At 71.0% G+C, this 23,290-nt stretch carries 22 protein-coding genes and 1 pseudogene; 8 read left to right on the top strand and 15 right to left on the bottom strand.

Features of this window, described 5'->3' with window-relative positions; genetic code table 11:
- Positions 1–103: 103 nt before the first annotated feature.
- Positions 104–868, bottom strand: a complete 765-nt coding sequence (locus tag ABT025_RS09535; RefSeq protein WP_350991721.1) for a DUF4232 domain-containing protein — start codon at positions 866–868, stop codon at positions 104–106.
- Between the two features lie 416 nt (positions 869–1,284).
- Between ABT025_RS09535 and ABT025_RS09530 the strand changes: the two genes are divergently transcribed.
- Both ABT025_RS09530 and ABT025_RS09525 read left to right on the top strand, forming a co-directional pair.
- The gene (locus ABT025_RS09530; RefSeq protein ID WP_350991719.1) at positions 1,285–2,739 is read left to right on the top strand and encodes a helix-turn-helix domain-containing protein; all 1,455 of its coding nucleotides are present in this window, start codon (positions 1,285–1,287) and stop codon (positions 2,737–2,739) included.
- Positions 2,740–3,034: 295 nt separating this feature from the next.
- Entirely contained in the window at positions 3,035–3,349 is a 315-nt protein-coding gene (locus ABT025_RS09525) for a hypothetical protein (RefSeq protein ID WP_350991717.1), read from the top strand.
- Positions 3,350–3,489: 140 nt separating this feature from the next.
- On the opposite strand, the gene ABT025_RS09520 is transcribed toward ABT025_RS09525, so the two are convergent.
- Positions 3,490–4,776, bottom strand: a complete 1,287-nt coding sequence (locus ABT025_RS09520; RefSeq protein ID WP_350991715.1) for a choice-of-anchor A family protein — start codon at positions 4,774–4,776, stop codon at positions 3,490–3,492.
- Positions 4,777–5,070: 294 nt separating this feature from the next.
- Between ABT025_RS09520 and ABT025_RS09515 the strand changes: the two genes are divergently transcribed.
- Positions 5,071–5,499 carry a GvpU-like protein gene (locus ABT025_RS09515; RefSeq protein ID WP_350991713.1) on the top strand — a complete coding sequence of 143 codons (429 nt, stop codon included), beginning with the start codon at positions 5,071–5,073 and terminating at the stop codon, positions 5,497–5,499.
- 460 nt (positions 5,500–5,959) lie between these two features.
- Here the strand turns inward: ABT025_RS09515 and argS are convergent, their stop codons facing one another.
- Entirely contained in the window at positions 5,960–7,732 is a 1,773-nt protein-coding gene (argS, locus tag ABT025_RS09510) for an arginine--tRNA ligase (protein ID WP_350991711.1), read from the bottom strand.
- Positions 7,733–7,867: 135 nt separating this feature from the next.
- Here argS and lysS point away from each other — a divergent pair, with 135 nt between their 5' ends.
- On the top strand, positions 7,868–9,628 hold the full coding sequence (gene lysS, locus ABT025_RS09505; RefSeq protein ID WP_350991786.1) for a lysine--tRNA ligase: 1,761 nt from the start codon (positions 7,868–7,870) through the stop codon (positions 9,626–9,628).
- A 124-nt stretch (positions 9,629–9,752) separates the two neighbouring features.
- Here lysS and ABT025_RS09500 read toward each other — a convergent pair whose 3' ends face one another.
- The 3 genes from ABT025_RS09500 to ABT025_RS09490 form a co-directional block, all read right to left on the bottom strand.
- Positions 9,753–11,186: a DUF2637 domain-containing protein gene (locus ABT025_RS09500; RefSeq protein WP_350991709.1), complete on the bottom strand. Its 1,434-nt coding sequence runs from the start codon at positions 11,184–11,186 to the stop codon at positions 9,753–9,755.
- Positions 11,187–11,454: 268 nt separating this feature from the next.
- The gene (locus ABT025_RS09495) at positions 11,455–12,288 is read right to left on the bottom strand and encodes a DUF3558 family protein (protein ID WP_350991707.1); all 834 of its coding nucleotides are present in this window, start codon (positions 12,286–12,288) and stop codon (positions 11,455–11,457) included.
- A gap of 236 nt (positions 12,289–12,524) precedes the next feature.
- The gene (locus ABT025_RS09490) at positions 12,525–13,403 is read right to left on the bottom strand and encodes a DUF3558 domain-containing protein (RefSeq protein ID WP_350991705.1); all 879 of its coding nucleotides are present in this window, start codon (positions 13,401–13,403) and stop codon (positions 12,525–12,527) included.
- Positions 13,404–13,573: 170 nt separating this feature from the next.
- Here ABT025_RS09490 and ABT025_RS09485 point away from each other — a divergent pair, with 170 nt between their 5' ends.
- Entirely contained in the window at positions 13,574–14,767 is a 1,194-nt protein-coding gene (locus ABT025_RS09485) for an RtcB family protein (RefSeq protein ID WP_350991703.1), read from the top strand.
- Between the two features lie 109 nt (positions 14,768–14,876).
- Here the strand turns inward: ABT025_RS09485 and ABT025_RS09480 are convergent, their stop codons facing one another.
- Together ABT025_RS09480 and ABT025_RS09475 are read right to left on the bottom strand one after the other, a co-directional pair.
- On the bottom strand, positions 14,877–15,635 hold the full coding sequence (locus ABT025_RS09480) for an SDR family NAD(P)-dependent oxidoreductase (protein ID WP_350991701.1): 759 nt from the start codon (positions 15,633–15,635) through the stop codon (positions 14,877–14,879).
- Between the two features lie 54 nt (positions 15,636–15,689).
- A complete protein-coding gene (locus ABT025_RS09475; RefSeq protein ID WP_350991699.1) occupies positions 15,690–16,025 on the bottom strand; it encodes a YnfA family protein in 336 nt (111 codons plus the stop codon).
- Between the two features lie 90 nt (positions 16,026–16,115).
- Here ABT025_RS09475 and ABT025_RS09470 point away from each other — a divergent pair, with 90 nt between their 5' ends.
- Together ABT025_RS09470 and ABT025_RS09465 are read left to right on the top strand one after the other, a co-directional pair.
- Entirely contained in the window at positions 16,116–16,643 is a 528-nt protein-coding gene (locus ABT025_RS09470) for a hypothetical protein (RefSeq protein ID WP_350991697.1), read from the top strand.
- Between the two features lie 171 nt (positions 16,644–16,814).
- Positions 16,815–17,318 (top strand): MarR family winged helix-turn-helix transcriptional regulator, encoded by a 504-nt coding sequence (locus tag ABT025_RS09465; protein WP_350991695.1) that lies wholly within the window; start codon positions 16,815–16,817, stop codon positions 17,316–17,318.
- Positions 17,319–17,348: 30 nt separating this feature from the next.
- Here ABT025_RS09465 and ABT025_RS09460 read toward each other — a convergent pair whose 3' ends face one another.
- The 4 genes from ABT025_RS09460 to ABT025_RS09445 form a co-directional block, all read right to left on the bottom strand.
- Positions 17,349–18,104 carry a Mut7-C RNAse domain-containing protein gene (locus tag ABT025_RS09460; protein WP_350991690.1) on the bottom strand — a complete coding sequence of 252 codons (756 nt, stop codon included), beginning with the start codon at positions 18,102–18,104 and terminating at the stop codon, positions 17,349–17,351.
- A gap of 76 nt (positions 18,105–18,180) precedes the next feature.
- Positions 18,181–19,020 (bottom strand): NAD(P)H-binding protein, encoded by an 840-nt coding sequence (locus tag ABT025_RS09455; protein WP_350991688.1) that lies wholly within the window; start codon positions 19,018–19,020, stop codon positions 18,181–18,183.
- A gap of 229 nt (positions 19,021–19,249) precedes the next feature.
- A complete protein-coding gene (locus ABT025_RS09450) occupies positions 19,250–19,780 on the bottom strand; it encodes a GNAT family N-acetyltransferase (RefSeq protein ID WP_350991686.1) in 531 nt (176 codons plus the stop codon).
- 29 nt (positions 19,781–19,809) lie between these two features.
- Complete coding sequence (locus tag ABT025_RS09445) at positions 19,810–20,631, bottom strand: DUF6597 domain-containing transcriptional factor (protein WP_350991684.1); 822 nt, start codon at positions 20,629–20,631, stop codon at positions 19,810–19,812.
- A 90-nt stretch (positions 20,632–20,721) separates the two neighbouring features.
- On the opposite strand from ABT025_RS09445, the gene ABT025_RS09440 reads away from it, so the two are divergent.
- A complete protein-coding gene (locus ABT025_RS09440) occupies positions 20,722–21,294 on the top strand; it encodes a TIGR03086 family metal-binding protein (protein ID WP_350991682.1) in 573 nt (190 codons plus the stop codon).
- Here the strand turns inward: ABT025_RS09440 and ABT025_RS09435 are convergent.
- The 3 genes and pseudogenes from ABT025_RS09435 to ABT025_RS09425 form a co-directional block, all read right to left on the bottom strand.
- Complete coding sequence (locus ABT025_RS09435; protein ID WP_350991680.1) at positions 21,227–21,544, bottom strand: hypothetical protein; 318 nt, start codon at positions 21,542–21,544, stop codon at positions 21,227–21,229. The genes ABT025_RS09440 and ABT025_RS09435 overlap by 68 nt on opposite strands.
- A 169-nt stretch (positions 21,545–21,713) precedes the next feature.
- Positions 21,714–22,247, bottom strand: coding sequence for a DUF3291 domain-containing protein (locus tag ABT025_RS09430; protein ID WP_350991678.1), 534 nt, complete (start codon positions 22,245–22,247; stop codon positions 21,714–21,716).
- A gap of 207 nt (positions 22,248–22,454) precedes the next feature.
- Positions 22,455–23,105 (bottom strand): annotated as a pseudogene (locus ABT025_RS09425) (helix-turn-helix transcriptional regulator); the annotation flags it as partial.
- Positions 23,106–23,290: the final 185 nt, after the last annotated feature.

The following is a 23,290-nucleotide window of genomic DNA, read 5'->3' as shown; positions in this document are numbered from 1 at the left end:
TGCGGTGGTGTGGTCTGTGGCGTTCAGCGGAGGTGGATCGGGGCCACGACGAAGGAGCCGGTCGTGCTCACTGCGTCGATGGCCGTCCGATCCTCCGGGCAGTTCAGTACTGGAGTGCGTCGTTCATGCTCATCTGCCAGTAGGAGACGGTCAGGCTGCTGTCCACGTAGGCGCTCTTGGAGAGCGGCACGCCGACCGACGAGCCGGTGTTCTCGGAGTTGCCGTCGCGGTTCTGGAAGCTGACGCTCAGGTCCTTGGTGGAGTATCCGTTCGAGCCGCTGCCGTCGGCGGAGGACGTCATGACGCCGGCGTAGGCGGACTCACCCGGGTTGATGGTCGTGACAGCCTGCGGCTTGCTGTCCTCGAAGGTGTTCGGCACGGACTGGGCCTCGCCGAACTTCAGGTACGGGTAGGAGTAGGCGTTGCAGGCCTTCGAACCGGTGTTGGTCATCGTGAGCAGCATGTGGTTGACGGGGCGGTTCACCTCGGTGATCGACAGCTTGGTGTTCCCTCCGGTGCAGGTCACCGTGGCCTGGTTGCCGCTGTCACCGCTGTCGTCCTTCGGCTTGGCCGTGGACGTGCCGCCGGAGCCGGAGCCCGAGCCCGAGCCGGAGCCGGAGTCCGAGCCGGTGTTCGAACCGGCGGTGTCCTTGCCCTGTTCGCCGGCCGGGTCCGTCGCGTCCTTGTCACCGGAGGCACCGGCGCTCTCCGCCGGGGTCTGGGTGGCGGAGCCGGGCGAAGCGGAGGCGAGGGCGTCGTACGGCGCGGGGTCGTCGCCCTGGCAGGCCGTCAGGGAGAGGGAGGCGATGAGTGCGGCTGCGCCGAGGGCGGAGGTGCGGGCGGCGCGGCGGAAGTTGAGGGTACGCATGAGAGGTATTTCCGTTCGTCAGTTGGTGCGGAGTGTGGGGCGCCGCTTTGGCGCACCGGCACCCGGCCGATGTACTGGACAATGACGTGTGGTCAGAGGCTCCACAGGAGTGCGATGACGGTCGCGACAGAGGCGATCAGAACTCCTGTGGCCACTGCATCGGTCAGGCTGAGTTGAGGACGAGTACGCACGGCGGCTCCCGGGGACGGGCAACTGGTGGGTGTACGAGTCGCGCTGCTTGCCCTTGCCGGGGGTGCTGCTGCGGTGTGTTCCAACATCGTGTCCGGTCCTCGGATCCGGTGGCAACGATTGCCAGTGGGTACGGGACGCTGGAACGGAAACATGGCCTCTGACCTGCGATGACATCACCTGCCTGGGACGCCGTTCCGGGAGGGCAGCAGAGGGGAACGGTCAGGGTGGGCACGGAGATCCAGGACTTCGCCGCATTGCTCAGGGGGCTGAAGCAGCGCTCGGGGCTGAGCTACGGAGCGCTCGCCCAGAAGCTGCACATGAGCACCTCCACGATCCACCGGTACTGCAACGGGGAGGCGGTCCCGCACGACTACGCGCCGGTCGAACGCTTCGCGCGTGTGTGCCGTGCGCCGTCGGACGAGCTGGTCGCGTTGCACCGGCAGTGGATCCTCGCCGACGAGGCGAAGCGGCGGGGAGCCCGGAAGACGGAGGCTGCCGGGGCGTTCGAGCCGCCGACGGCGACGTCGGAGCTCGTGGCCCCGCCGCCGGAGCCGGTGAAGGAGCATGAGTCGGGACCGGGGCCGGAAGCCGGACGAGGACCGGAAGCCGGACGAGGACCGGAAGCGGAACCAGCACCGGAAGCGGAAGCGGATACGGCCCCCGGCTCGGCGGCGGCCGAGGACGTGACGCCGGAGGCGCGCAGCACCGGTGCCGCGCCGGCCCCGCGCCGGTTGTCCGGCAAGCGGCTGCGTGTCCTGCTCGCGGCCGTCGCGGTCGTGGCGCTCACCGTGCCCACCGCGTTGGCGATCAGCCACTACTCGGGCGAGCGCACCCGCGAGGAGGGTATGGACACGCCCCGCAGCAGCGCACCGGTGACTCCGAGCCGTAGCAGCAGCACGTCTCCGTCGCCGAGCCCTTCGAAGCCCTCGCCGTCAGCGACCAGCGGCTCCGCGTCACCCTCCGCCACGGCCGCGAAGTCCACCGCCCCCCAGGGGACGGACGGGAAGGGTGCGAAGGGCGCCACGTCCCAGGGGGTGCCGGTGACCGCCACCCTCAGTGCTTACAACTGGGACTGGCCCTGCGGGCAGTACTTCCTGCTCGACCGGGACCCCAAGGGAATGCCGCCGGTGCCGGACTCCGCGGACCGGGCCAGGCGCAGCTGGGCGGCGCAGCTGGGCGGGGTGGACGGGGGGAAGATGCTGCTCGAACTCACCCTGCAGGGAGCGTCGCAGGAGGCGGTCGTCCTGAAGGCGCTCCATGTCCGGGTGGTGAAGCAGGAGGCCGCGACCGACTGGCCCGCGTACTCGATGGGGGAGGGCTGCGGGAGCGGCATCATGCCGCAGACGTTCAATATCGACCTGGACGACGGTCAGCCCGTATCGCGGCCGGTCGCCGGTGAGGACGCCGGCAAGGTCGTACCGGCGAAGAACTTCCCGTACCGGGTGAGTTCCACCGACGTGGAGGTGTTCCGCCTCGACGCGCACACCGAGGACCACGATGTGACCTGGTACCTGGAGCTGGAGTGGTCCAGCGGGGACCGGAGCGGGACGTTGCGCATCGACGACAACGGCAAGCCTTTCCGTACGGCAGGTATGAGGAACCGGCCCGTGTACGAGTACCGGTCCGACACGGCCGAGTGGGAGGACATCTCGGAGTCGCTGGAGGGGCAGGGAAACTGACGACGGCCGGTCCGGCTGCCTGGATTGGACTGGACCAGATGGTGAAGCGGTCTTGTCAGGGCCTGCACGCTTCGGCAGACTCCTTCACGCAATCTCCTTTCTTTCGAGGGGGGTTGCTACTCCGCGACCGTTTTCCTGTCGGGCGCGCGCAGGCCGTTCAGGGGGCTGCGCGTCGCGGAGGGCCGTGTCCGGCGGGCGGAGCCGGGACGGATTCGTCTGACCGTTCCACCCGTACGGACGGGCCGTCGGACGGCGGCCCGGAGCGACCTCTCTCGAGGCCGGACCAAGGAGTCCCATGTTCAGGAAGCGCAGTGTGATCGGCACCGCCGCCGTTGCCATGACCGCCGTAGGTACGCTGCTGGCCGCGGCCCCCGCCGCCCAGGCGGCGCCCGACAACTGCACGATCTCCTCCGCGAGCACCGTGACCAGCCTGTGCACCGGCGGAACCGGGCACCACCGGATCCACGCGGTGCTGAGGGCTCTGGACCCGCGGCTTCCGCAGCGGATCGTTCTCGGTGACTGGGCCTTGCCGGGGCAGACGTCCGTCGCCACGAACCCGTGGGGACCGGGATACGTCGTCTCGATCTGGGTCGACACCGTCGACTGGTGACGGGCGGCGCCCCGCCGCGCAGGCGGTGAGGGGCGCCGAAATGGTTCCGGCACACGTCGACCGGATCCGGGACCGGGGCGCCGGGCGCGGTGGATCCGCGCCCGGCGTGTGTCGTACGGGGGTGTGCCGTACGGGGTGGGTCAGGCCTGCTTGCGGCGGCGGGCCATCACGACGAGGCCGGCGCCTGCGGCGAGTACCGCCGCGCCGCCGATGACGATGGGGATCGTGCCGCTGCTGCCGGTCGAGGCCAGGTCGCCGCCACCGTCGCCGTCACCGGTGGTGCCCGGCGTGGAACTGCCGGACGGGGACGGGGTGCCGGGCGTCGCGGATCCGGACGGGCTGTCGGACGGAGCGGCGCTCTCCGAAGGCGAGGTCACCGGGGCTGACGGGGTTGCCGTCGCGGGCGGCGTCGTTCCAGGGGTCTCGCCCGGGGTCGTGCCGGGCGACGGGGTGTTTCCGCCGGGGACCTCGGGGAGGCAGCCGGTGAAGGGGAAGTGGTGCGTCTCGGCACCGCCCGAACCGTGCAGGGAGGCCACCCACACCGAACCGTTGACCGGTGCCGCCGTTCCCAGCTCCAGGTGGGCCCCGGGGGCGAGCACGCTGCCGGGCCAGGCGGCCTGGCTGTTCTTCGTGACCTTGGTGGCGTCGGGGAAGTTCCACAGCAGCTTCGCCCGCACCTTGCCATCGGACGCGCTCTGCAGCTTGTCGTCCAGGACGAAGTCCTGACCGCCCGACAGGAAGAAGCCCGTGGTGCCGGCGGCCGCCATGTCGTAGTCCTGGCCGGCGACGTTGACGATCGTCGTCGCCCCGGCCGGAACCTTGATGAAGACCTCCTTGGCCTTCTCCAGCTGGTCCGCCGGTACGGAGAAGACGTTACGGCCGCCGGCGCCGCCCTCCAGCGTCAGCCGGTTCCCGTCGAGCCGGACCTGGGCGCCGGAGGTCGTGGGCTCCTCGGCCAGCGTGGCGGAGTAGGACCTGAGCTTGGCGAACTCCGCGTCGAAGTCGATGAGGTCGGCCTTCTGGCCGAAGGTGCCGCTGTGCAGTTCGACGGCGCGGTCCGTGACCTTGCCGCCGACGGCCGCGTTGCCCTTCATCACGACGGTGGCCGAGCCGCCGTTGAGCAGGTCGCCGCGGACGACGAGCGACGCCCGGCCGGGCAGGGCGTCGACCTCGGCGGCCGACAGCTCGTTGGCGACGCTGAACCCGCCCCGGAAGTCGGCGTTGCCGCCGACGGCCACAGCGCCTTCCGCGTCGGGGGAGTGGACGTCGTCCCCGAGGACGAACTCGCCGTACTTACCGGCGATCCCGAAGGCATCGGTGGTGCAGTCCGTCGGAGTGGGCGTGGCCTGGGCGGCCGGAGCGACGGTGAGCCCGAGTACCAGGGCACCGCCGAGTGCCGCGAGGGCAGCAGTGGTGGGTATACGCATGATGCGTGGTTCTCCTGCGGAGCAGTTATGAAGGTTCTGTGGCGACTCCGGTCATGATTTTCATACATTCGAAAATTGGTCAAGTCCAATGTCGGATTCCGCTCGATGTTGCCGCGGAGGGGGTCGCGGCGACATCGACGCACACACCGCCCTCGTTGCAGGCACAGCCGGACTTCCGCGAGTCGTACGCGACTTCGATGCGTGCTGTCCCTTCCTCGGGGAAGGTGAGCGGGACCAGACCATCCGGTTCGCGCGGATCTCCTTCCGGGCGCGCCGCGGCGAAGGGAACAGCTCATGAACGAGTCCGCAGGCCCCGCACCGGACTCGACTGCGGTGATCATCGAGCCGGTACCCGACCTCCAGCTCCAGCTGCTGGTCCAGTTGCTCGACAGGGAGATGCGCTCCGGGCTGCCGCTCACGCTGACCATCCCCGCCGGTGTGCTGCACGGCGACGTGATCGGGCACGAGGAATGGAAGGCGGAATGGACCAGGAGCCTGCGGCAGGTCGAGGGCGAAGGGGCCGATCTCATCGCCGAGTTCCCCGAGACGGTGGACCAGGGAATCAAGGAGCTGCGCGCCGACGAGGACACCCGGCGGCTGCCCCGGTGGATCCATCTGCGGGACGCCACGCTGATGTTCGGCGGCGGGGCTCCGCTGCGCCTTCCGCTGTGGCGCGGCCGGCTGTCGGACGTATCGGGGTGGGCCCTGGGGCGGCCCCAGTAGCGGCGGCCCGGGTCGGCTCCCGGAGCGTGGGCCCGGGGCGGCTCCCGGAGTGGGGCTCCACCTCGGCTCCCGAGGCGGGGTCCGCCTCGGCCGAGGGACGCTGCCGGCCGAATCGGGCTGTGTGACACCGCTCCGCCACCGGCACCCCTGGGCCGTACCCGCACCAGCCGCCTCGGGTACGTCGCCCTGCCCACCGCTGGATCGGTGAGGTGAAGCGAGCCGGCCCCGGACCTGCCAACAGCGTCCGGTCGTCGCCACGGGCCTGCGCCGTAAGCGCGGACTGCCTTTCCCGCAGCGCTCGTTGGTAGCTTGCCCTACGCCGTCGGCAACCGCAGGCCCTGAGCACGCATACGCGCAACAGCCCGCATCCCCACCGGTGTCCGGTGCGGGTGCGGGCCATGTGCGGGCGAAGCCGCAGCTCGTAACGTACGCGTGCGGCCGGGCTCCGTGCCGCGAGAGGTCAGAGCCGCTCGGGGGTCTTGATGCCGAGCAGCGCCATTCCCCGGTGCAGGGTGCGGGCGGTGAGCTCGACGAGGAAGAGCCGGTTCTCGACGACCTCGGCCGGGTTGTCGTCGCTCAGGACGTGGCACTGGTCGTAGAACGTGGTGAGATGCGAGGCGAGCTGGTAGAGGTACGCGGCCAGCTTGTGGGGCTCGTACCCCTCCGCCACCTCGGACAGCACCTCGCCGAACCGGTCCAGGTGCAGACCCAGCGCACGCTCGGCCGGGGCCAGTTCCAGCTCCGGGTGCGCGACCGGCTCGGCGTCCCCGGCCTTGCGCAGGATCGACCGGATCCGCGCGTAGGCGTACTGGAGGTACACCGACGTGTCGCCGTGCAGCGACACCATCTGGTCCAGGTCGAACTTGTAGTCCCGCACGGCGGAGGTCGACAGGTCCGCGTACTTCACGGCGCCGACACCGACGTACCGGCCGTTCTCGATGATCTCGTCCTCGGACAGGCCGATCTTCTCGGCCTTCTCCCGGACCACGGCCGTCGCCCGCTCGACCGCCTCGTCCAGCAGCTCCTCCAGCCGGACCGTGACACCCTCACGGGTCTTGAACGGCTTGCCGTCCTTGCCGAGCACGGTGCCGAACGCCAGCTGGTGCGCCTTGACGCCGTCGTTCAGCCAGCCGGCCCGCCGGGCCGTCTCGAAGACCATCTTGAAGTGCAGGGACTGCCGCACGTCCACCACGTACAGCAGGCTGTCCGCCTTGAGGTTCTGCACCCGGTCGCGGATCGCGGAGAGGTCGGTGGCCGCGTAGCCGTAGCCGCCGTTCGTCTTCTTGACGATCAGCGGGGTCGGGTTGCCGTCCGGGCCCTTCACATCGTCGAAGAAGACGCACAGCGCACCCTCGGAGCGGACGGCGACGCCCGTCTCCTCCAGGATCCGGCAGGTCTCCTCCAGCATGTCGTTGTAACCGGACTCGCCGACGATGTCGGGGTCGCTGATCTCCATGTCGAGCTTGTCGAAGACGGAGTAGAAGTAGATCTTCGACTCGTCGACGAACCGCTGCCACATGGCGAGCGTCTCCGGCTCACCGGCCTGGAGCGCGACCACCCGGTCCCGCGAGCGGGCCTTGAACTCCTCGTCGGAGTCGAACAGGACCCGCGAGGCCTTGTAGAGCCGGTTCAGCGAGGACATGGCGGCTTCGCCGTCGCCCTGGCCGCCCTCGTGGTTCAGCTCGTCGGGGTGCTCGATCAGGTACTGGATGAGCATGCCGAACTGGGTGCCCCAGTCGCCGATGTGGTGCCGCCGGACGACGGACTCGCCGGTGAACTCCAGGATCTGCGCCATCGCGTCGCCGATCACGGCGGACCGCAGGTGACCGACGTGCATCTCCTTGGCCACGTTCGGCTGGGCGTAGTCGATGACGGTGGTGCCGGCGGAGGCGTCGTACGGCACGCCGAGCCGGCCCTCGTCGTCCGCGGCGCGCGCGGCGAGCGTCTCGATGATCGCCTTGTCCGAGAGCGTGATGTTCAGGAAGCCGGGCCCGGAGACCTCGATGTCCTTGATCAGGTCCGTCGCCGGGAGGGCGCCGGTGACCTGGGCGGCCAGCTCGCGCGGGTTGCCCTTGAGCTTCTTGGCGAGCGCCAGGATGCCGTTGGCCTGGAAGTCGGCCCGGTCGCTTCGGCGCAGCAGCGGGTCCGCGGTGCCGGCATCCGGCAGGGCTGCCGTCAGGGCGTCCGCCAGCTGCTGCTGGAGCGTGGAAGCGAGGGAGTGGACCGAGGCCATGGGCTGGCTGCCGTTTCCGTAGAGGTAACAAGGGATGACCCCAAGTATCCCATGCCCCGCAAAGCCGTTTTCGCGCTGTGGGTGGTACCTGGGAGAATGGTGCACGCCCCTATGAGTCCTACAAGAGAGAAGGACGTGCCGACCGTGGCTCAGAGTCAGAGCAGCACCGAGACCGACTGGGTCTCCCGCTTCGCGGACGAGGTCATCGCCGAATCGGAGCGTCGTGCGCCTGGCAAACCGGTCGTCGTCGCGTCCGGCCTTTCCCCGTCGGGCCCGATCCACCTGGGCAACCTCCGCGAGGTCATGACCCCGCACCTCGTCGCCGACGAGATCCGCCGCCGCGGCCACACCGTCCGGCACCTGATCTCGTGGGACGACTACGACCGCTACCGCAAGGTCCCGAACGGTGTCGAGGGCGTCGACGCGTCCTGGGCCGAGCACATCGGCAAGCCGCTCACCTCGGTGCCCGCCCCGGCCGGGTCGGCGTATGCGAACTGGGCCGAGCACTTCAAGGCCGCCATGACGGCTGCCCTGGACGAGCTGGGCGTCGAGTACGACGGAATCAGCCAGACGGAGCAGTACCTGGCGGGGACGTACCGCGAGCAGATCCTGCACGCGATGCGCCACCGCGCGGACATCGACGCCGTCCTGGACCGCTACCGGACCAAGAAGGACCCGGCGGCAGGCGCCAAGGGCGGCAAGAAGCCGCAGCAGAAGAAGGTCGACGAGGCGGAGCTGGAGGCCGAGGCGGGCTCCGGCGCGGCGAGCGAGGACGACGGCAGCGGCGGCTCGGCCGGCTACTTCCCGTACAAGCCCTACTGCGGCAACTGCGAGAAGGACCTCACCGCGGTCACGTCGTACGACGACGAGAGCACCGAGCTGAACTACACCTGCACGGCCTGCGGCTTCGCCGAAACGGTCCGGCTGAAGGAGTTCAACCGCGGCAAGCTCGTCTGGAAGGTCGACTGGCCGATGCGCTGGGCGTACGAGGGCGTGATCTTCGAGCCGAGCGGGGTGGACCACTCCTCGCCCGGGTCGTCGTTCGTCGTCGGCGGCCAGATCGTCCGCGAGATCTTCGACGGCGTGCAGCCGATCGGCCCGATGTACGCCTTCGTCGGCATCTCCGGCATGGCGAAGATGTCCTCCTCCAAGGGCGGTGTGCCGACCCCGGCCGACGCGCTGAAGATCATGGAGGCGCCGCTGCTGCGCTGGCTGTACGCGCGCCGCAGGCCCAACCAGTCCTTCAAGATCGCCTTCGACCAGGAGATCCAGCGGCTCTACGACGAGTGGGACTCGCTGGGCCGCAAGGTCGCCGACGGTTCCGTGCTGCCGGCCGACGCCGCCGCGTACGCCCGGGCGATCGGCACGGCCGCCGGTGAGCTGCCCAGCACGCCGCGCCCGCTGCCGTACCGGACCCTCGCCTCGGTGGCCGACATCACCGCCGGGGCCGAGGACCAGACGCTGCGCATCCTCAGCGAGCTGGACCCGGAGGACCCGCTGACCTCGCTCGACGAGGCCAGGCCGCGGCTCGACCGGGCCGAGAACTGGATCACCACCCAGGTCCCGGCCGAGGCCCGCACCATCGTCCGCGACGAGCCGGACAAGGAACTGCTCGGCTCGCTGGACGAGCAGGGACGCGAGTCGCTGCGCCTGCTCCTCGACGGGCTGGACTCGCACTGGTCCCTGGACGGGCTGACCACGCTCGTCTACGGCGTGCCGAAGGTGCTGGCCGGGCTGGAGGCCGACGCCAAGCCGACGCCGGAGCTGAAGACGGCACAGCGGTCGTTCTTCGCGCTGCTGTACCGACTGCTCGTCAGCCGGGACACCGGCCCCCGCCTGCCCACGCTGCTGCTCGCGGTGGGGGCGGACCGGGTGCGCAGGCTGCTCGGCGCGTAGCCGCCGGCGCCGGGCCTCGTGCCCGCGCACACGTATGACGAAGGGCCGCCACCCGGTGATGCGGGTGGCGGCCCTTCGTCGTCGCTTCGGGTTCCGCCGGTTCCTGCCGGCCCGGCTCGGCGGATCACGCGATGTGGTCGGCCTCGAGTTCGGCGTGGTAGCGGTTCTTGAAGCCCTGGATCAGCTGGCGGAGCAGCGCCACGCTGCGCGGGTGCCGCACGTTGTGGCCGTCCGACAGGTGTATGTCGAGGACCTCGATGCTGGGGTAGGTGCTGTGCTGCGTCACGAACGCCGCGAAGACCTCGTAAGCGATCTCGCTGAACTCCGCGTCCTCCTGCGCCCACTCCTCGGCCCACTCGTCGGCGGCCTCGACGACGGGCAGCGGCTGCTGCTGCTCCCGGACCTCGGCCTGGAGCGGCTGCTGCTCCCGGACCTCGGCCTGCTCCTGCGCCGGGATCTGCTCCTGCACCGGGATCCGGACCTGCCCCGGGCCCTGCGCCCCGTCGGCCTCGGGGGCCAACGGCATCTGCTCGGTGCGGGGACCGGGCACCGCACCGATCGTGCCGACATTGCCCAGCGGCCGGGTGCGGCCACCGGGGCCCGACGGGATCATGACCGGAGTGGGTTCGAGCCCGTCGACGAACGTCGGGTTGTACGAACCCTCGTACGCCCCGTCCGGAGCCTGCGCCGCGAACCACGGGCTCTCGTGCGTGCCGGGGCCCTCCGCGGGCTGCTCCTCCTCGGCCCATTCGCCGGGGACCGTCCTGGCGTACTGCTCCTGCTGGGGGGCGTAGGCGAGTTCGGGCTGAGGGGCCGACTCCACGGCGACGGCTGCCGCAGGGGCGGCGGCTTGGGCGGGGGCCGGGGGCAGCAGGGCGGGTTCGATGCCGGCCGCGGCGAGTCCGGCGGGGCCGGTGTCGGCGAGCGGGACGCCGTACTTGGCGAGGCGGAGCGGCATCAGGGACTCGACGGGGGCCTTGCGGCGCCAGCTGCGGCCGAAGCGGGCCTGGAGGCGGGCCTGGTAGATCAGCCGGTCCTGTTCGAGCTTGATGACCTGCTCGTACGACCGCAGCTCCCACAGCTTCATCCGCCGCCACAGCCGGAACGTCGGCACGGGCGAGAGCAGCCAGCGGGTGAGGCGGACGCCCTCCATGTGCTTGTCGGCCGTGATGTCGGCGATGCGGCCCACCGCGTGGCGGGCGGCCTCGACGGAGACGACGAACAGCACCGGGATCACGGCGTGCATGCCGGTGCCCAGCGGGTCGGGCCAGGCCGCGGCGCCGTTGAACGCGATCGTCGCGGCGGTCAGCAGCCAGGCCGTCTGACGCAGCAGCGGGAACGGGATGCGCAGCCAGGTCAGCAACAGGTCCAGCGCGAGCAGGACACAGATACCGGCGTCGATACCGATCGGGAAGACGACCGAGAAACTGCCGAAGCCCTTCTGCTCGGCGAGCTCGCGCACGGCCGCGTACGAGCCCGCGAAACCGATCGCTGCGATGAGCACCGCACCGGCGACCACGAGCCCGATGAGTATCCGGTGCGTGCGTGTCAGCTGCATCGCGGCCACCCGCGACCCCTCCCCAATTCTTTGTCTCCGACGTCCGGACCAGCGGGACGACTTCGAGTTCTGGCGGGCACAGCCTGGCACATGCCTGCGCGGTGCGTCGCGCGGGGAGGGGCGAAGCCCGGTCCTCGGGTGAGGGCCGGGCTTCGCAAAACCGCTTCTGCGCAGGAGGGTTGAGGCCACCGGCTGCCTCGCCCACTGCTGCGCGGGCCACTTCGCGGGCCGTCCGCCGCCGGGGTCCGGGACCGGCGGGCGGGGGCGGTCAGCTCGTCTTCTTGGCCAGGGCCTTGCCGGTCGCCTTGCCGGTCGCGCTGCCGGTCTCCTTGGCCGAGGCCTTTGCCTTGGCGGACTGGGAGGGCTTCGGCGAGCTGCTCGACGGTGCCGGCTCGTTGGCGGTGGCGACCGAGGCGACCGCCTCCTTGGCGGCCTTCTGGGCGCCCTTCAGGATGTCGGCGGCGGACGGGGTCTTGGCTCCCGCGTAGCCCGCGCCGTTGTAGTTGAGGGTGACGACGACGTTCCCCGTACGGGCGACGATGGTCGCGTACTTGAAGTCCTCACCCGTCTTGGTGAGGTCGTACGTGATCTGGGTGGCCTGGTCGCCGAGGGAGCTGACGGGGACCGTGGCGAGCTTCTTCGCACCGTCGGCCGCCTGGGCCTTGGCGACCTGCTTCGTGTAGTCCGCCTGGGCGCGGTCGGCACCGCTGCCCACGCCCTGGTCGGACGTGAAGCGGGTGAAGCCGACATCGAGCCAGCGGTACTGGGAGCCCTTGACGCCGTTGTCGTCGAGGCCGTTCCACGAGCAGCCGCCTCGGGCGGAGCTGTCGCTGGACTTGCCGCGGGTGCCGCTCTTGGTCTTGGCCGAGGGGACCAGGGACTTGACCGTCTTCGCGGTGATCGACTTGCACGGGTCGGGCAGCGCGGCGAACTTCGCCGGCGCGACGGCCGCTTCCGTCTTCGTCGCGTCCGGTGCGGCGGACGAGGACGAGGCGTCGTCCTTCTTGCCGTCGGAGTCCGACGAGCAGCCGGCGACGACGAGCATCACCGGGACGGCGGCGCAGGCGAGTATGCGGGTGAGTCGCGGGGCTGATCGGTGCATGGTTCCTTCACTCGGGTGGCGCGGCGGTCGGGCTGCCAGACGGTCGGTGGGCGTGGTCGGTGGGCGCGGTCGTCGGGTACGACACGTCCGGTGTGCGCGGTCGGTGGGCCCGGGGCGGCGCTCGGCCGACGGGCGGTTCCGGAGGGCCACGGTACGACGGACGGGCGCCGGATGCCGCCTCGGCCGGGAGGCCCGCGGAGCGGCGGACGCCCCGTCCGGGACGGCCGGGGGCGGGACTATTCGCTGAGCCTGTCGACCAGCTTCTCGCCCAGTGCCTGGGCCTTCTCCTGCAGTTCCTTGCTGTCGGGGACCTCGGTGGAGACGGCCGGCTGCGCGGTGTACTCGATGGTGACGATGACGTTCGATGTGCGGAATACCACGCTCACCGTGCGGTGCTGTGCGGTGGAACCTGCCCGGGTGAGCAGATCGTCCAGAAACGCACTGTCTCCGAGGGTGTCGAGGACCCGGGGCTGGAGGTTCTCGGCGTCGCTGCCGGCCGTGCCGCCGTTCGCGGCGTCATCCGTGTCGCCCGTCGCGCTGCCGGTCGGGCCGGTGCCGGTGTCCGGCGTCGCGTCCGTCTTTCCCGCGGTTGCGCCGTCGCTCTTGGCTCCGTCTTTCGCGGTCCCCGCGGGGGAGCCCTCGGGCGAGGCCGACTCCTTCCCCGCGTCCTCGCTCGGGAGGGAGGACGCGGGGAGGTCCGCGGCGTCCTCCTTCTTCGCGTACACCTCGCGGGCGCGGTCGTCGTCGCTCACGGCCGGGTCGTACGAGACGACGCGCTCGAAGTCGATGGCGATGCTGCGGGAGGCGTCGGGCGAGTCGGAGGTCCAGCGGCAGCCGACGCGGCGGTCCGTGTCGAAGGTTCTGGCGGGCGTGCCCTCGTACACCTTGTCCTGCTGGGCCTCGGGCAGTTGCGCGGCGCCGGGCAGGAGGTCGTTCAGGGTGGCGAGGGGGATGGCCCGGCAGGCCTCGGGAAGGGTGAGGTACTTGCCCGGGGGTGCGGCGGAGGTGGTCAGCGTGCCGGGTTTGCTGTCGCCGGCGGATGCGCCGCCTTCGGTGCCGGCACTGCAGCCGGCGACGAGTGCTGCGATCAGCACGGTGCCGGGTACGTACGCCATTCGTCGCACGGTCCTGGGCTCCCTTCGCGCGAAAAACGGTTGCCGCTCGATGGCGGCCGGTGGACACAATGTGTATCGCACGCGCCGCTGTGAATGCCGGTCGGCCGACCTGTTTGCCGATCTTGGCACCGGTTTTGCGTTTTCAGACTTTTCGGGGGAATCGAGGAACTATGTCGTATGTAGAGGTACCGGGTGCGAAGGTCCCCATCCGGATGTGGGCCGACCCTGCTTCGGTCGAGGACGGCGCGATGCAGCAGCTGCGCAACGTCGCCACCCTGCCCTGGATCAAGGGGCTCGCCGTGATGCCGGACGTCCACTTCGGCAAGGGTGCCACCGTCGGCTCGGTGATCGCGATGCACGGTGCGGTCTGCCCGGCGGCGGTGGGCGTGGACATCGGCTGCGGAATGTCCGCGGTGAAGACCTCGCTGACCGCCAACGACCTGCCCGGGGACCTGTCCCCGCTCCGGTCGAAGATCGAGCAGGCCATTCCGGTGGGCCGCGGCATGCATGACGATCCGGTGGACCCGGGCCGGCTGCACGGTCTTGGGGCGACCCGTTGGGACGACTTCTGGGCGCGGTTCGACGGGGTGGCCGATGCGGTCAAATTCCGTCAGGAACGTGCCACGAAGCAGATGGGAACGCTTGGATCGGGAAACCACTTCATCGAGTTCTGTCTCGATGAGGAGGGTTCGGTCTGGCTGATGCTGCACTCCGGGTCCCGGAACATCGGCAAGGAACTGGCCGACTTCCACATCGGCCAGGCGCAGAAGCTGCCGCACAACCAGGGACTGGTCGACCGCGACCTCGCGGTCTTCCTCGCGGACACCCCGCCCATGCAGGACTACCGCAACGACCTCTTCTGGGCGCAGGAGTACGCGAAGCACAACCGTGCGGTCATGATGGCGCTCTTCCAGGACGTGGTCCGCAAGGAGTTCAGGAAGGCGAAGGTGACCTTCGAGCCGGTCATCTCCTGTCACCACAACTACGTGGCGGAGGAGCGGTACGAGGGCATGGACCTGCTGGTCACCCGCAAGGGGGCCATCCGGGCCGGCTCCGGCGACTTCGGGATCATCCCGGGCTCCATGGGCACCGGTTCGTACATCGTGAAGGGCCTCGGCAACGAGAAGTCCTTCAACTCGGCCTCGCACGGAGCGGGCCGGAGGATGAGCCGGAACGCGGCCAAGCGGCGCTTCTCGACGAAGGACCTGGAGGAGCAGACGCGGGGCGTGGAATGCCGTAAGGACTCCGGCGTCGTCGACGAGATTCCGGGTGCCTACAAGCCGATCGAGAAGGTCATCGACCAGCAGCGCGACCTGGTCGAGGTCGTCGCGAAGCTGAAGCAGGTCATCTGCGTGAAGGGCTGAGCGCGCGAGCCGGTGGCGCGGTGAGCCGGTTGCGGGGTGGGCCGAGCCGGTGGCGGGGTGAGGCTTACGGGGGGAGCCTCACCCCGCACGTTCGGCTGCGCGGGCTCCGTCAGACGGTGCGGTGGACCTTGGAGTTGGAGGCCTGGGCGCGGGGGCGGACCACCAGGAGGTCGATGTTCACGTGGCTGGGGCGGGTGATGGCCCAGGTGATCGTGTCGGCCACGTCGTCCGCGGTGAGGGGGGCGTCGACGCCCGCGTAGACCTTGGCGGCCTTCTCGGCGTCGCCGCGGAAGCGCGTGGTGGCGAACTCCTCCGTCTTGACCATGCCGGGGGCGACCTCGATGACGCGGACCGGGGTGCCGACGATCTCCAGGCGGAGGGTCTCCGCCAGGACGTGCTCGCCGTGCTTGGCGGCCACGTAGCCGCCACCGCCCTCGTAGGTGGAGAGGCCGGCCGTCGAGGTGAGGATGACCACCGTGCCGTTCCCGCCCGCGGTGAGGGCGGGGAGCAGGGCCTGGGTGACGTTGAGCGTGCCGATCACGTTGGTCTCGTACATCTGGCGCCAGTCCGCCGGGTCGCCGGTGGCGACGGGGTCGGCTCCGAGCGCGCCGCCGGCGTTGTTGACGAGGACGGCGAGGCTGCGGAACGCGGTGGCGAACTCGTCGACCGCGGCGCGGTCGGTGACGTCCAGGGCGTAGGCCGTGGCCTCGTGGCCCGCCTCGGTGATCTCGGCGGCGAGCGCCTCGATGCGGTCCTTGCGGCGGGCGGTCAGCACCACGCGGAAGCCGGCGGCGGCCAGCTGCCGGGCGGTCGCGGCACCGATGCCGCTGCTCGCTCCGGTGATGACGGCGATGGGGGATGCGGCCATGACGGGCTCCTCGGGCAGCTGATCGGTAGGGGGCCAGGATAGGCAGGGGCGCGGTCAGTGGTTGCGGGGGGCATACATGATCACGGCCATGCCGGCCAGGCAGATCAGCGCGCCCGTCACGTCCCAGCGGTCGGGCCGGTAGCCGTCGGCCGCCATGCCCCAGGCGATCGACCCCGCGACGAAGACCCCGCCGTACGCGGCGAGCACCCGCCCGAACTCGCCGTCCGGCTGGAGTGTGGCGACGAAGCCGTAGGTGGCCAGGGCGATGGCGCCCGCGCCGATCCAGGCCCAGCCCCGGTGTTCGCGGACGCCTTGCCAGACGAGCCAGGCACCCCCGATCTCGAAGAGGGCGGCGACGACGAAGAGCGCGAGGGAACGGACTACTGACATGGGGGGCAGCGTGCCACGGGCGCGGGCCCGGGGACGCGCCGAACCAGTGGGTAAATATGGATAATTCATGATGATCTGTATCTTCAGGACATGGTAGTGACGCGTAAGGCTCTGCTGGTGGTGTCCGCTGCGGCGGCAATGGCGTCGACGGTGGCGCTGGGTGTGGGCGGGACGGCCGCGGCCGTCGGTGCGCCCGTCGGTACGCCTGTGGGGCGGAACATCAACATCGCACCGGAGGCGGATGTGTCGCACCACGGGCATGTCTCGCTGTGGGGCACCGGGCTCGGCATCTGGCTGCGCAGCGAGAACCGCGGGCCGGCGGATCTGGCCGGGGTCACCGTGCGGCTGCGGGTCTCCGTACCGCTGGCGGGCCGCCAGGAGCTGCCCCAGGAGTGCCTGCAGGCCGATCGGGCGACCGTGTTGTGCCGGACGGGTGCGTTGCACGCGGACGGTTCCGAGCAGCGGCAGCTCGCCCTCGAACTGCAGCTCGCGAGCCGGCCGGCGGAGGTGGTCGTCCGGATCGACACCGTGTGGAACGGCGGGGCGACGGACCGGTATGCGAAGAACAGCGAGCACGAGGTACTGGCGCCCGCCACGGGGGACGAATACGTCTTCTGAGCCGCGGGGGGGACGGGCGCGTGCGGGCGTGCGGGCGTGCTCCCGCGTCTCCCGCGCCTCCGGGCCGCTGGGCCTCCCCGGTCTCCCGCGCCTCCGGTGCCTCCGGCTCGGAGAAGTGGTCGTGGGCGGCGAGGGGCCGTGCCGGTCATGGCTGCTTCGTACACTCTCTGCATGCCGCAGAAGTCATCCGTCCCGCGCCGCAGCGTGCTGCTGGCCGAGCTGGCCGTCACGTCGCGCCGCCACATGGCCTCGTACGCCCTGTTCAACCAGGCCGTCGCCGACCATCTGCGGCTGCACCCCACGGATCTGCAGTGCCTGAACCTGCTCGGCCTGGAGGCCGAGCCCGTCACCACCGGCCGGGTCGCGGAGCTGACCGGGCTCACCACCGGGTCGGCGACCCGGCTCGTCGACCGGCTGGAGCGGGCCGGATATGTGACCCGCGCGCGGGACACCGCGGACCGGCGGCGGGTGCTCGTCGCGACCGTGCCCGGGCGGATGGCGGAGTTCGGTGCTGTCTGGGAGCGGCTCAACAGCGGTTGGGCCGAGCTGTTCGAGGCGTACGGAGACGACGAGATCGCTTTCCTCATCACCCATATGCGGCGCACCGTGGAGCTGAGCGCGGTACAGGTCGAGAGGCTGCGCGACAGCGACAGCGACGCCGCCCGGCGGCAGTGACGGGGCTTCGGTCCTGAGGGGTGTGCGGGTTCAGCCGCCCGAAGGGCCCGGTCCGGCCAGGGCGTTGCCGAACTCGCGGACCGCTTCGGTGACGATCGCCTCCAGGCGGGCGTGGTGGGCGCCGCGCCAGTACACCCGGTCGCACTCCGTGCACTGGGCGAAGACGTCGTACGACCGTTGGGTGCCGTGTTCCAGGTGCGCGCTGACGGAGTCCTTGTCGGCCGCCGCCAGCGGTCCGTTGCATGCCGTGCACCGCGTCCACGGGGCGAGGTCCGGCGCGAACCGCTCCAGTACGTCGCGCAACTGCGCCTCGGGGCGGTCGCTGTAGACGTACGCCCCCGCCCAGAGTTCCCGCCGGTGCAGCAGCCCCCGGTCCCGGGAGAGCAGGACCCGCTGCTCCTTCGCCGACCGGGTGGCCAGCGCGGGGTCGCCGATGTCCTCGCTCTCGTACGCCGCATCGACGCCCAGCAGCCGCAGTCGGCGCGCCAGCGTCCCGAGGTGGACGTCGAGGAGGAAGCGCAGGGGTGCGCCCGGCACGTTCTGCGGCCGCCGAACGGCCCGGACCTCGACCGTCTCGCCCGCTGCGGGGATGTGCGAGACCGGCACGGGGTGCCCGTCGACGATGAGCTCGCCGGCCTCGGTCAGCGGGACTCCGAGCGACTCCACGACGTGACCGAGGGTGGACGAGCCGTCGGTGGTCACGGTCGTCAGGCCCCGGCGCCGTTCGTGTGCGACGAAGAGGCGCAGTCCGGGGGCGACTTCGAGGTGGATCTCGGGTCCGTTCACCTGGTCAGGATGCCATCGGGGCGGGGCGCCGGCCACGGGATTCGGGATCGCGGCGTGAGGGCCGGGGCGCGAGGTGTCAGGCGCGGAAGGCGGCGGCGTGCCCGGCGGCCCAGGCCGCGAACGTACGGGCCGGACGGCCGGTCAGCTTCTCCGTGTCGCCGGTGACTTCGGCGGCGGAACCGTCCGTGGCGGCCCAGTGGTCGAGCAGCGCCTCGGCGATCTCCTCCGGGACGAAGGGGGACACGGACTGCTTCCAGGCGGTCCTGCTCACGGATTCGACGGTGACGGGGCTGCCCGACGCCGCGGCCAGGAGCTCGACCTGCTCGGCGGCGGTCAGGGATTCGGGGCCGGTCAGGTGGTACGCCGAGCCCTGCAGGCGTACGTCGGTGAGGACGGCGAGTGCCGCTTCGGCGATGTCGGTCTCGTCGACGGGGCTGGTCCGGCTGTGCGGGTAGGGCAGTGCGACGGGGCGGCCCGACCGGAAGGACTCCGACCACTGGTGGGCGTTGCCCGCGAAGGCGCCGGGGCGCAGCAGGGTGGAGGTGAGGGGGGAGTCGCGCAGCGCCTGTTCCACCGCGTGGTGGGAGGCGGCGATCGGGTTGGACCCGGGGTCCGGGGCGAGGACCGAGCTGGAGGAGAGCAGGGCGATGTGCGCGACGCCGGCGGTCCGGGCGGCGGCGAGGAATTCGGTGATGTGGGAGGGCTCGGCGTAGAGGAAGACGGAGCCGACGCCTTCCAGGGCGGCCGCGAAGGTGCCGGGGTCGCCGAGATCGCAGGCCACGGACGGGACGCCGGCCGGTAGGGAGAGTTCGCCGGGGTTCCGGGAGGCGGCACGCACGGCGTGGCCGTCGCGGTGGAGGAGCGATACGAGCGCGGAACCTACGCGGCCGCGGCAGCCGGTGACGAGGGTGGGCATGGAGGGGTCTCCTCGGTGAACGGGTCCTGATGGGCCTGGACGGATGATGCCGATTAATTGCGGAACGCATAAGCTGCGTGGCGCAGATGAATATCCAGGAGGTGGCGACCTCCGTCAAACGCTTTACGCATCCCGGCCATCCAGCCGTATCCAGCCGTATCCCGGCGCAGGCGCAGGCGCTGCGGCCGGGCCGGCCGCAGCCCCGTCGGTGCTCCGGCCCCGGGCCCGGTCAGCGCTCCGGATGGAGGTCCAGCCGCCAGTCGTGGGTCAGCAGCGGGTGTCCCGGCGGGTACTCGACCTCGCACTCGCCGATCAGCAGGAAACCGGCTTTGCGGCACACCCCGTTCGACGCGCCGTTGTCCACCGACGGGTAGGCGTGCAGGTAGCGGTGCTTGTGCTCGGCACGCGCCTGCTCGGCCACGGCTTTCGTCGCGGCCGACGCGATGCCCCGGCCATGGAACTCCGCGAGAACGGCCCACCCCGTCTCGTAGACCTCCCGGCCCTGCCAGGTGCGCTCCCAGAAACCGATGGTGCCCACGCCGCCGGCCTCGCCGGGCAGCGTGATGCGGAACATCCTTCCCCGGCCCGTCCGGTCCGCGCTCAGCGCCACGTAGCGGGCATGACGCCCCAGGAGTTGCTCCTCCGACTCGGGGCCGCCCAGGTGGTCCATCAGCTCAGGTGCGTTGGCCAGGCGGAGCAGCGCCAGGTCGCTCTCCGACCAGGGCTCGATCCCCACGGGTGCTGCTTCGGTCCGCTCCACACCGGAACTGTAGGACAGGCCTCTGACAGTCAGCGGGTACCGAGCACGGTCGGCGGCACGCCCACCGTCGCCGTGAAGTCTCTGACCAGGTGCGCCTGGTCGCTGTAACCGAGATCCGCGGCGAGCCCCGCCCAGTCCACCGCCGGGTCCGATTCGGCGCGCTCCAGCGCCTCGTGGATGCGGTAGCGGAGGATGACCCACTTGGGGCCCACGCCCACGTACGTGGCGAACAGCCGTTGCAGGGAGCGCACCGACAGGCCCTCGGTGCGGGCCAGTTCGTCGACGCGGCGGACCGTGCGGTCGGTACGTACCAGGTCGACCAGGGCCATCGCCCGCTCGGCCTGCGGATCCGGTTCCGGGCCGAGCGCCAGCAGGTACGCGTCGAGTGCCGCGACCCGCGCGTCCTCCTGCCCGGGGTCGAGCACGGCCGACGGCGGGCAGGGCGGCGCGAACACCTCGGGCGCCGGGACCCGGCGCCCCGTCCACTCGGACACCGGCCGGTCCGGTGCGAACGGCCGGAAGCCGCCGGGCCGGAACTGCACACCGCAGACCCGCCCCCGTCCCTCCAGCTTCTGCGTGAAGAGCTCCAGCCCGATGCCCGAGACCTCCGCGTACCCGGCGTCCTCGTCTCCGCAGCCCGCGTACCGCTCGAAGACGAGGTTGACGCTGGGGTGCGGGACCAGGTGGGAGGCGTACGGCTCGCGCAGGTCCCAGTCGATCAGCCAGTAGTGCTCGAGGTAGGGGCGCAGGGCGGGCGCGGGCTCGCGGCGCCGGAAGCGTACGTGTGTGAACAGCTCGGGGGCGTCGACGATGCCCCGGGTGTCGCGGCGGGGACCTCGGGAGCCGGGCATGGCTGCCGATCCTATGACGCGGTCGCTTCCGTGTCTCATGTGTCGCGTTTCTTCAAGCCCCCCAGCCGTCGCCGGATGCATGGTCGAGGCATGAGGAAGATCAGTGAATTGCTGGATGCGGCGACCGACAGCGCGCTGCCCGTGGTGCGTGGGATCGACGACAGCCGGCTGGACGACCCCACACCGTGCGCGGAGTACGACGTCCGTGCCCTGATCAGCCACCTCGTCCAGGTGGTCGTCAACTTCACCGCGCTCGCGGCCCGACAGGACGCGGACTTCGGCAAGACCCCGGATGCGGTCACCGGGGACTGGCGGAAACGCTTCGGCGAGGAGACGGCCGCGCTGGTCGGGGCGTGGGCGGCACCGGGCGCGGAGGAGGGAACCGCGGGCTCCATGGGGTTCCCCGCCCGGACGGTGGGGCACATGGTGCTCGGTGATCTGACCGTGCACGCGTGGGACCTGGCCCGGGCCACCGGTCAGGAGTTCGTGCCGGACGCGCACGTGGTGAAGGAGATCGGGCCCGCCATGGAGGGGATGGCGCCGAAGGCCCGCGAGGCCGGGATGTTCGGCGAGCCGTTCCCCGTACCGGAGGGGGCTAGCCCCTTTGCGCGGGTGCTGGCGCTGACCGGTCGTGATCCTGAGTGGCAGCCGCCCCGGGCCTGACGCCGATGGCCGGAACCGCCGTGTCCGCCGCCGTCGGGCCGTCGTAGAGCGTGCCGAGGGCCTCGTAGGAGCCGTCCACGATCCGCTCGGCGTCCACGAGCATTGCGCGCTCGGCGAGGCGGGCCGCCTGATGTGTGTACGGGGACGGTGGCGCCGGGTGACGGCGCCGCCACCAGCCCTCACATGCTGCGTAGATGCCGCTGGCGAAGACCAGTACGGGAATGGACAGGGCCAGCAGAGTGTCGCCCACGACAGCCCCCCTTCAGAGTCGATGCCTCCTGCATCGGCAGGTTCGACAGGTCACCTGAAGATCATTCTTCGGCCAATGAATGGCCTGATACGGCTGGCTGGCAGAAGCCCTTCGTGCAGGTGGGCGCCCGGGTCGGCGCTGCTGGGCCGTGTGTTCGGCGACAGGCCGCTCAGCGGGGTGTGTGTTCGGCGGGAGTGTGTCCAGAGGGGGAGGGGACGCCGTGGCGGACGTTCTCGAACTCGACCGCGGAGCCGGCGGGCGGGGGGTGCGGGGCCCGGAAGGTGAAGGCGCCGGGGCCTTCACCGATGTCACGGATCAGGGCGATGCGGTCCATCGCCTCGCCGATGTCCGGGCGGTGCCCCGCGGGGACCCACCACATTGCGTGGTGGAGGTCGGCGAGGCGCTCGAACCATTCCCGGCGGCGGGCCAGCACCTTGAGGTGCTCGCTGCGGTACGTGAAGTTGCGCAGCGCTTCGGCCGACTCCCAGACCGAGCAGTTGATCAGGAGCATGTCGTCGTTCCCGGGGCGCAGGTTCGTCGCGTCGGTTCCGCTGTCGTCGACCATGCGCCAGACGAAGCCGGGGGCCTGATCGGCGACAGCGTTGATCTCCGGGAGCTGGGCGACGAAGTCGGCCAGCTGGGGGCTGTCGAGTGGGGCGAGGATGCGCCCGACGTTGACCTGGGCAAGGTGGAATTGGCTCACGGGGGCAAGCGTGCCCGGGTGAGCCTTCTAAAGTCAACGACAGCTTTTTTAGACTTCGGGTGCGGCCTCGGGTGTGGCGTCCGGCGTCGCCGAGGGGGCGGCGCCCGATGCGGCGTCCTGCGCCGCTCGGGGTTCGGTGTCCGGTGCGGCTTCAGGTGCTGCGTCCGGTGCGACTGCGGGTCCCGCCTCCGGCGTGAACCCCTTCCGCTCCGCGACTTCGAGGGCCACGCAGCAGCCGCGCGGGAGCGGGTCCATCGACGCGGTCCAGTCCCGACCGCCCGGCAGTCCGGCGAGCAGGCCCTCGATCCCGGCCAGGTTCATCCCGCAGACCAGGGCGGGGAACTGATCGGCCAACGCGTGGAACGGGCAGTTGTTCAGCCGCAGCGTCCCGTCGTCCCAGAACGGCTCGTAGCCGCGTGACCGCAGGACCTCGACCGGATCCTCCTCGCCGTCCGGGGCGCCCCCCTCGGCCTCTCCGGCCGCCCTTGCCGCCGCCTGCAGTTCCCCGTCGAGTCCGGCCTGTTCCACCACCTCGGCCAGCAGCCGGCTCGCCGTGTCGTAGGACCGGGGCGGCACCGACACCGTGCGCTCGCCCTCGGCCCTCCGGTACAGCTTCGAGGGCCGCCCGGCCCCCGGACCGCTGCGGCCCGAAAGGCGCCGGAAGCAAACCTCCAGCAGGCCGGCCTCGACCAGCTTGTCCAGGTGGAACGCGGCCAGCGAACGCGAGACCCCGACCGCTTCGGCCGCCGCGTCCCGCCCCACCTCGCCCGGCGTCCCGGTGACGTGCCGATACAGTCCACGCCGCACGGGATCCCCCAGTGCGACCAACGCCTCCAGGGCGACATCCTCGCTGCTCACGGCACGATTCTATAACTAATGGCGATTGATGAAATCGCGAATCGGACAGCAGTGGGAAGCCGTGCGGTACGTCGGACCGGGTGAGTCGATCATGGCCCGTTGCGCATCGCGCAAATCAGCGCCCGGGTCCGCCGCGTAACAGGCGTGAGCGGTCAGTACGCGGATTTCGTCCGGCCGAAAGGCTG

The organism is Streptomyces sp. NPDC002809, from assembly GCF_040295435.1.
Taxonomy (GTDB): Bacteria; Actinomycetota; Actinomycetes; order Streptomycetales; family Streptomycetaceae; genus Streptomyces.
This window is presented reverse-complemented; position numbering and strand designations above follow the sequence as displayed.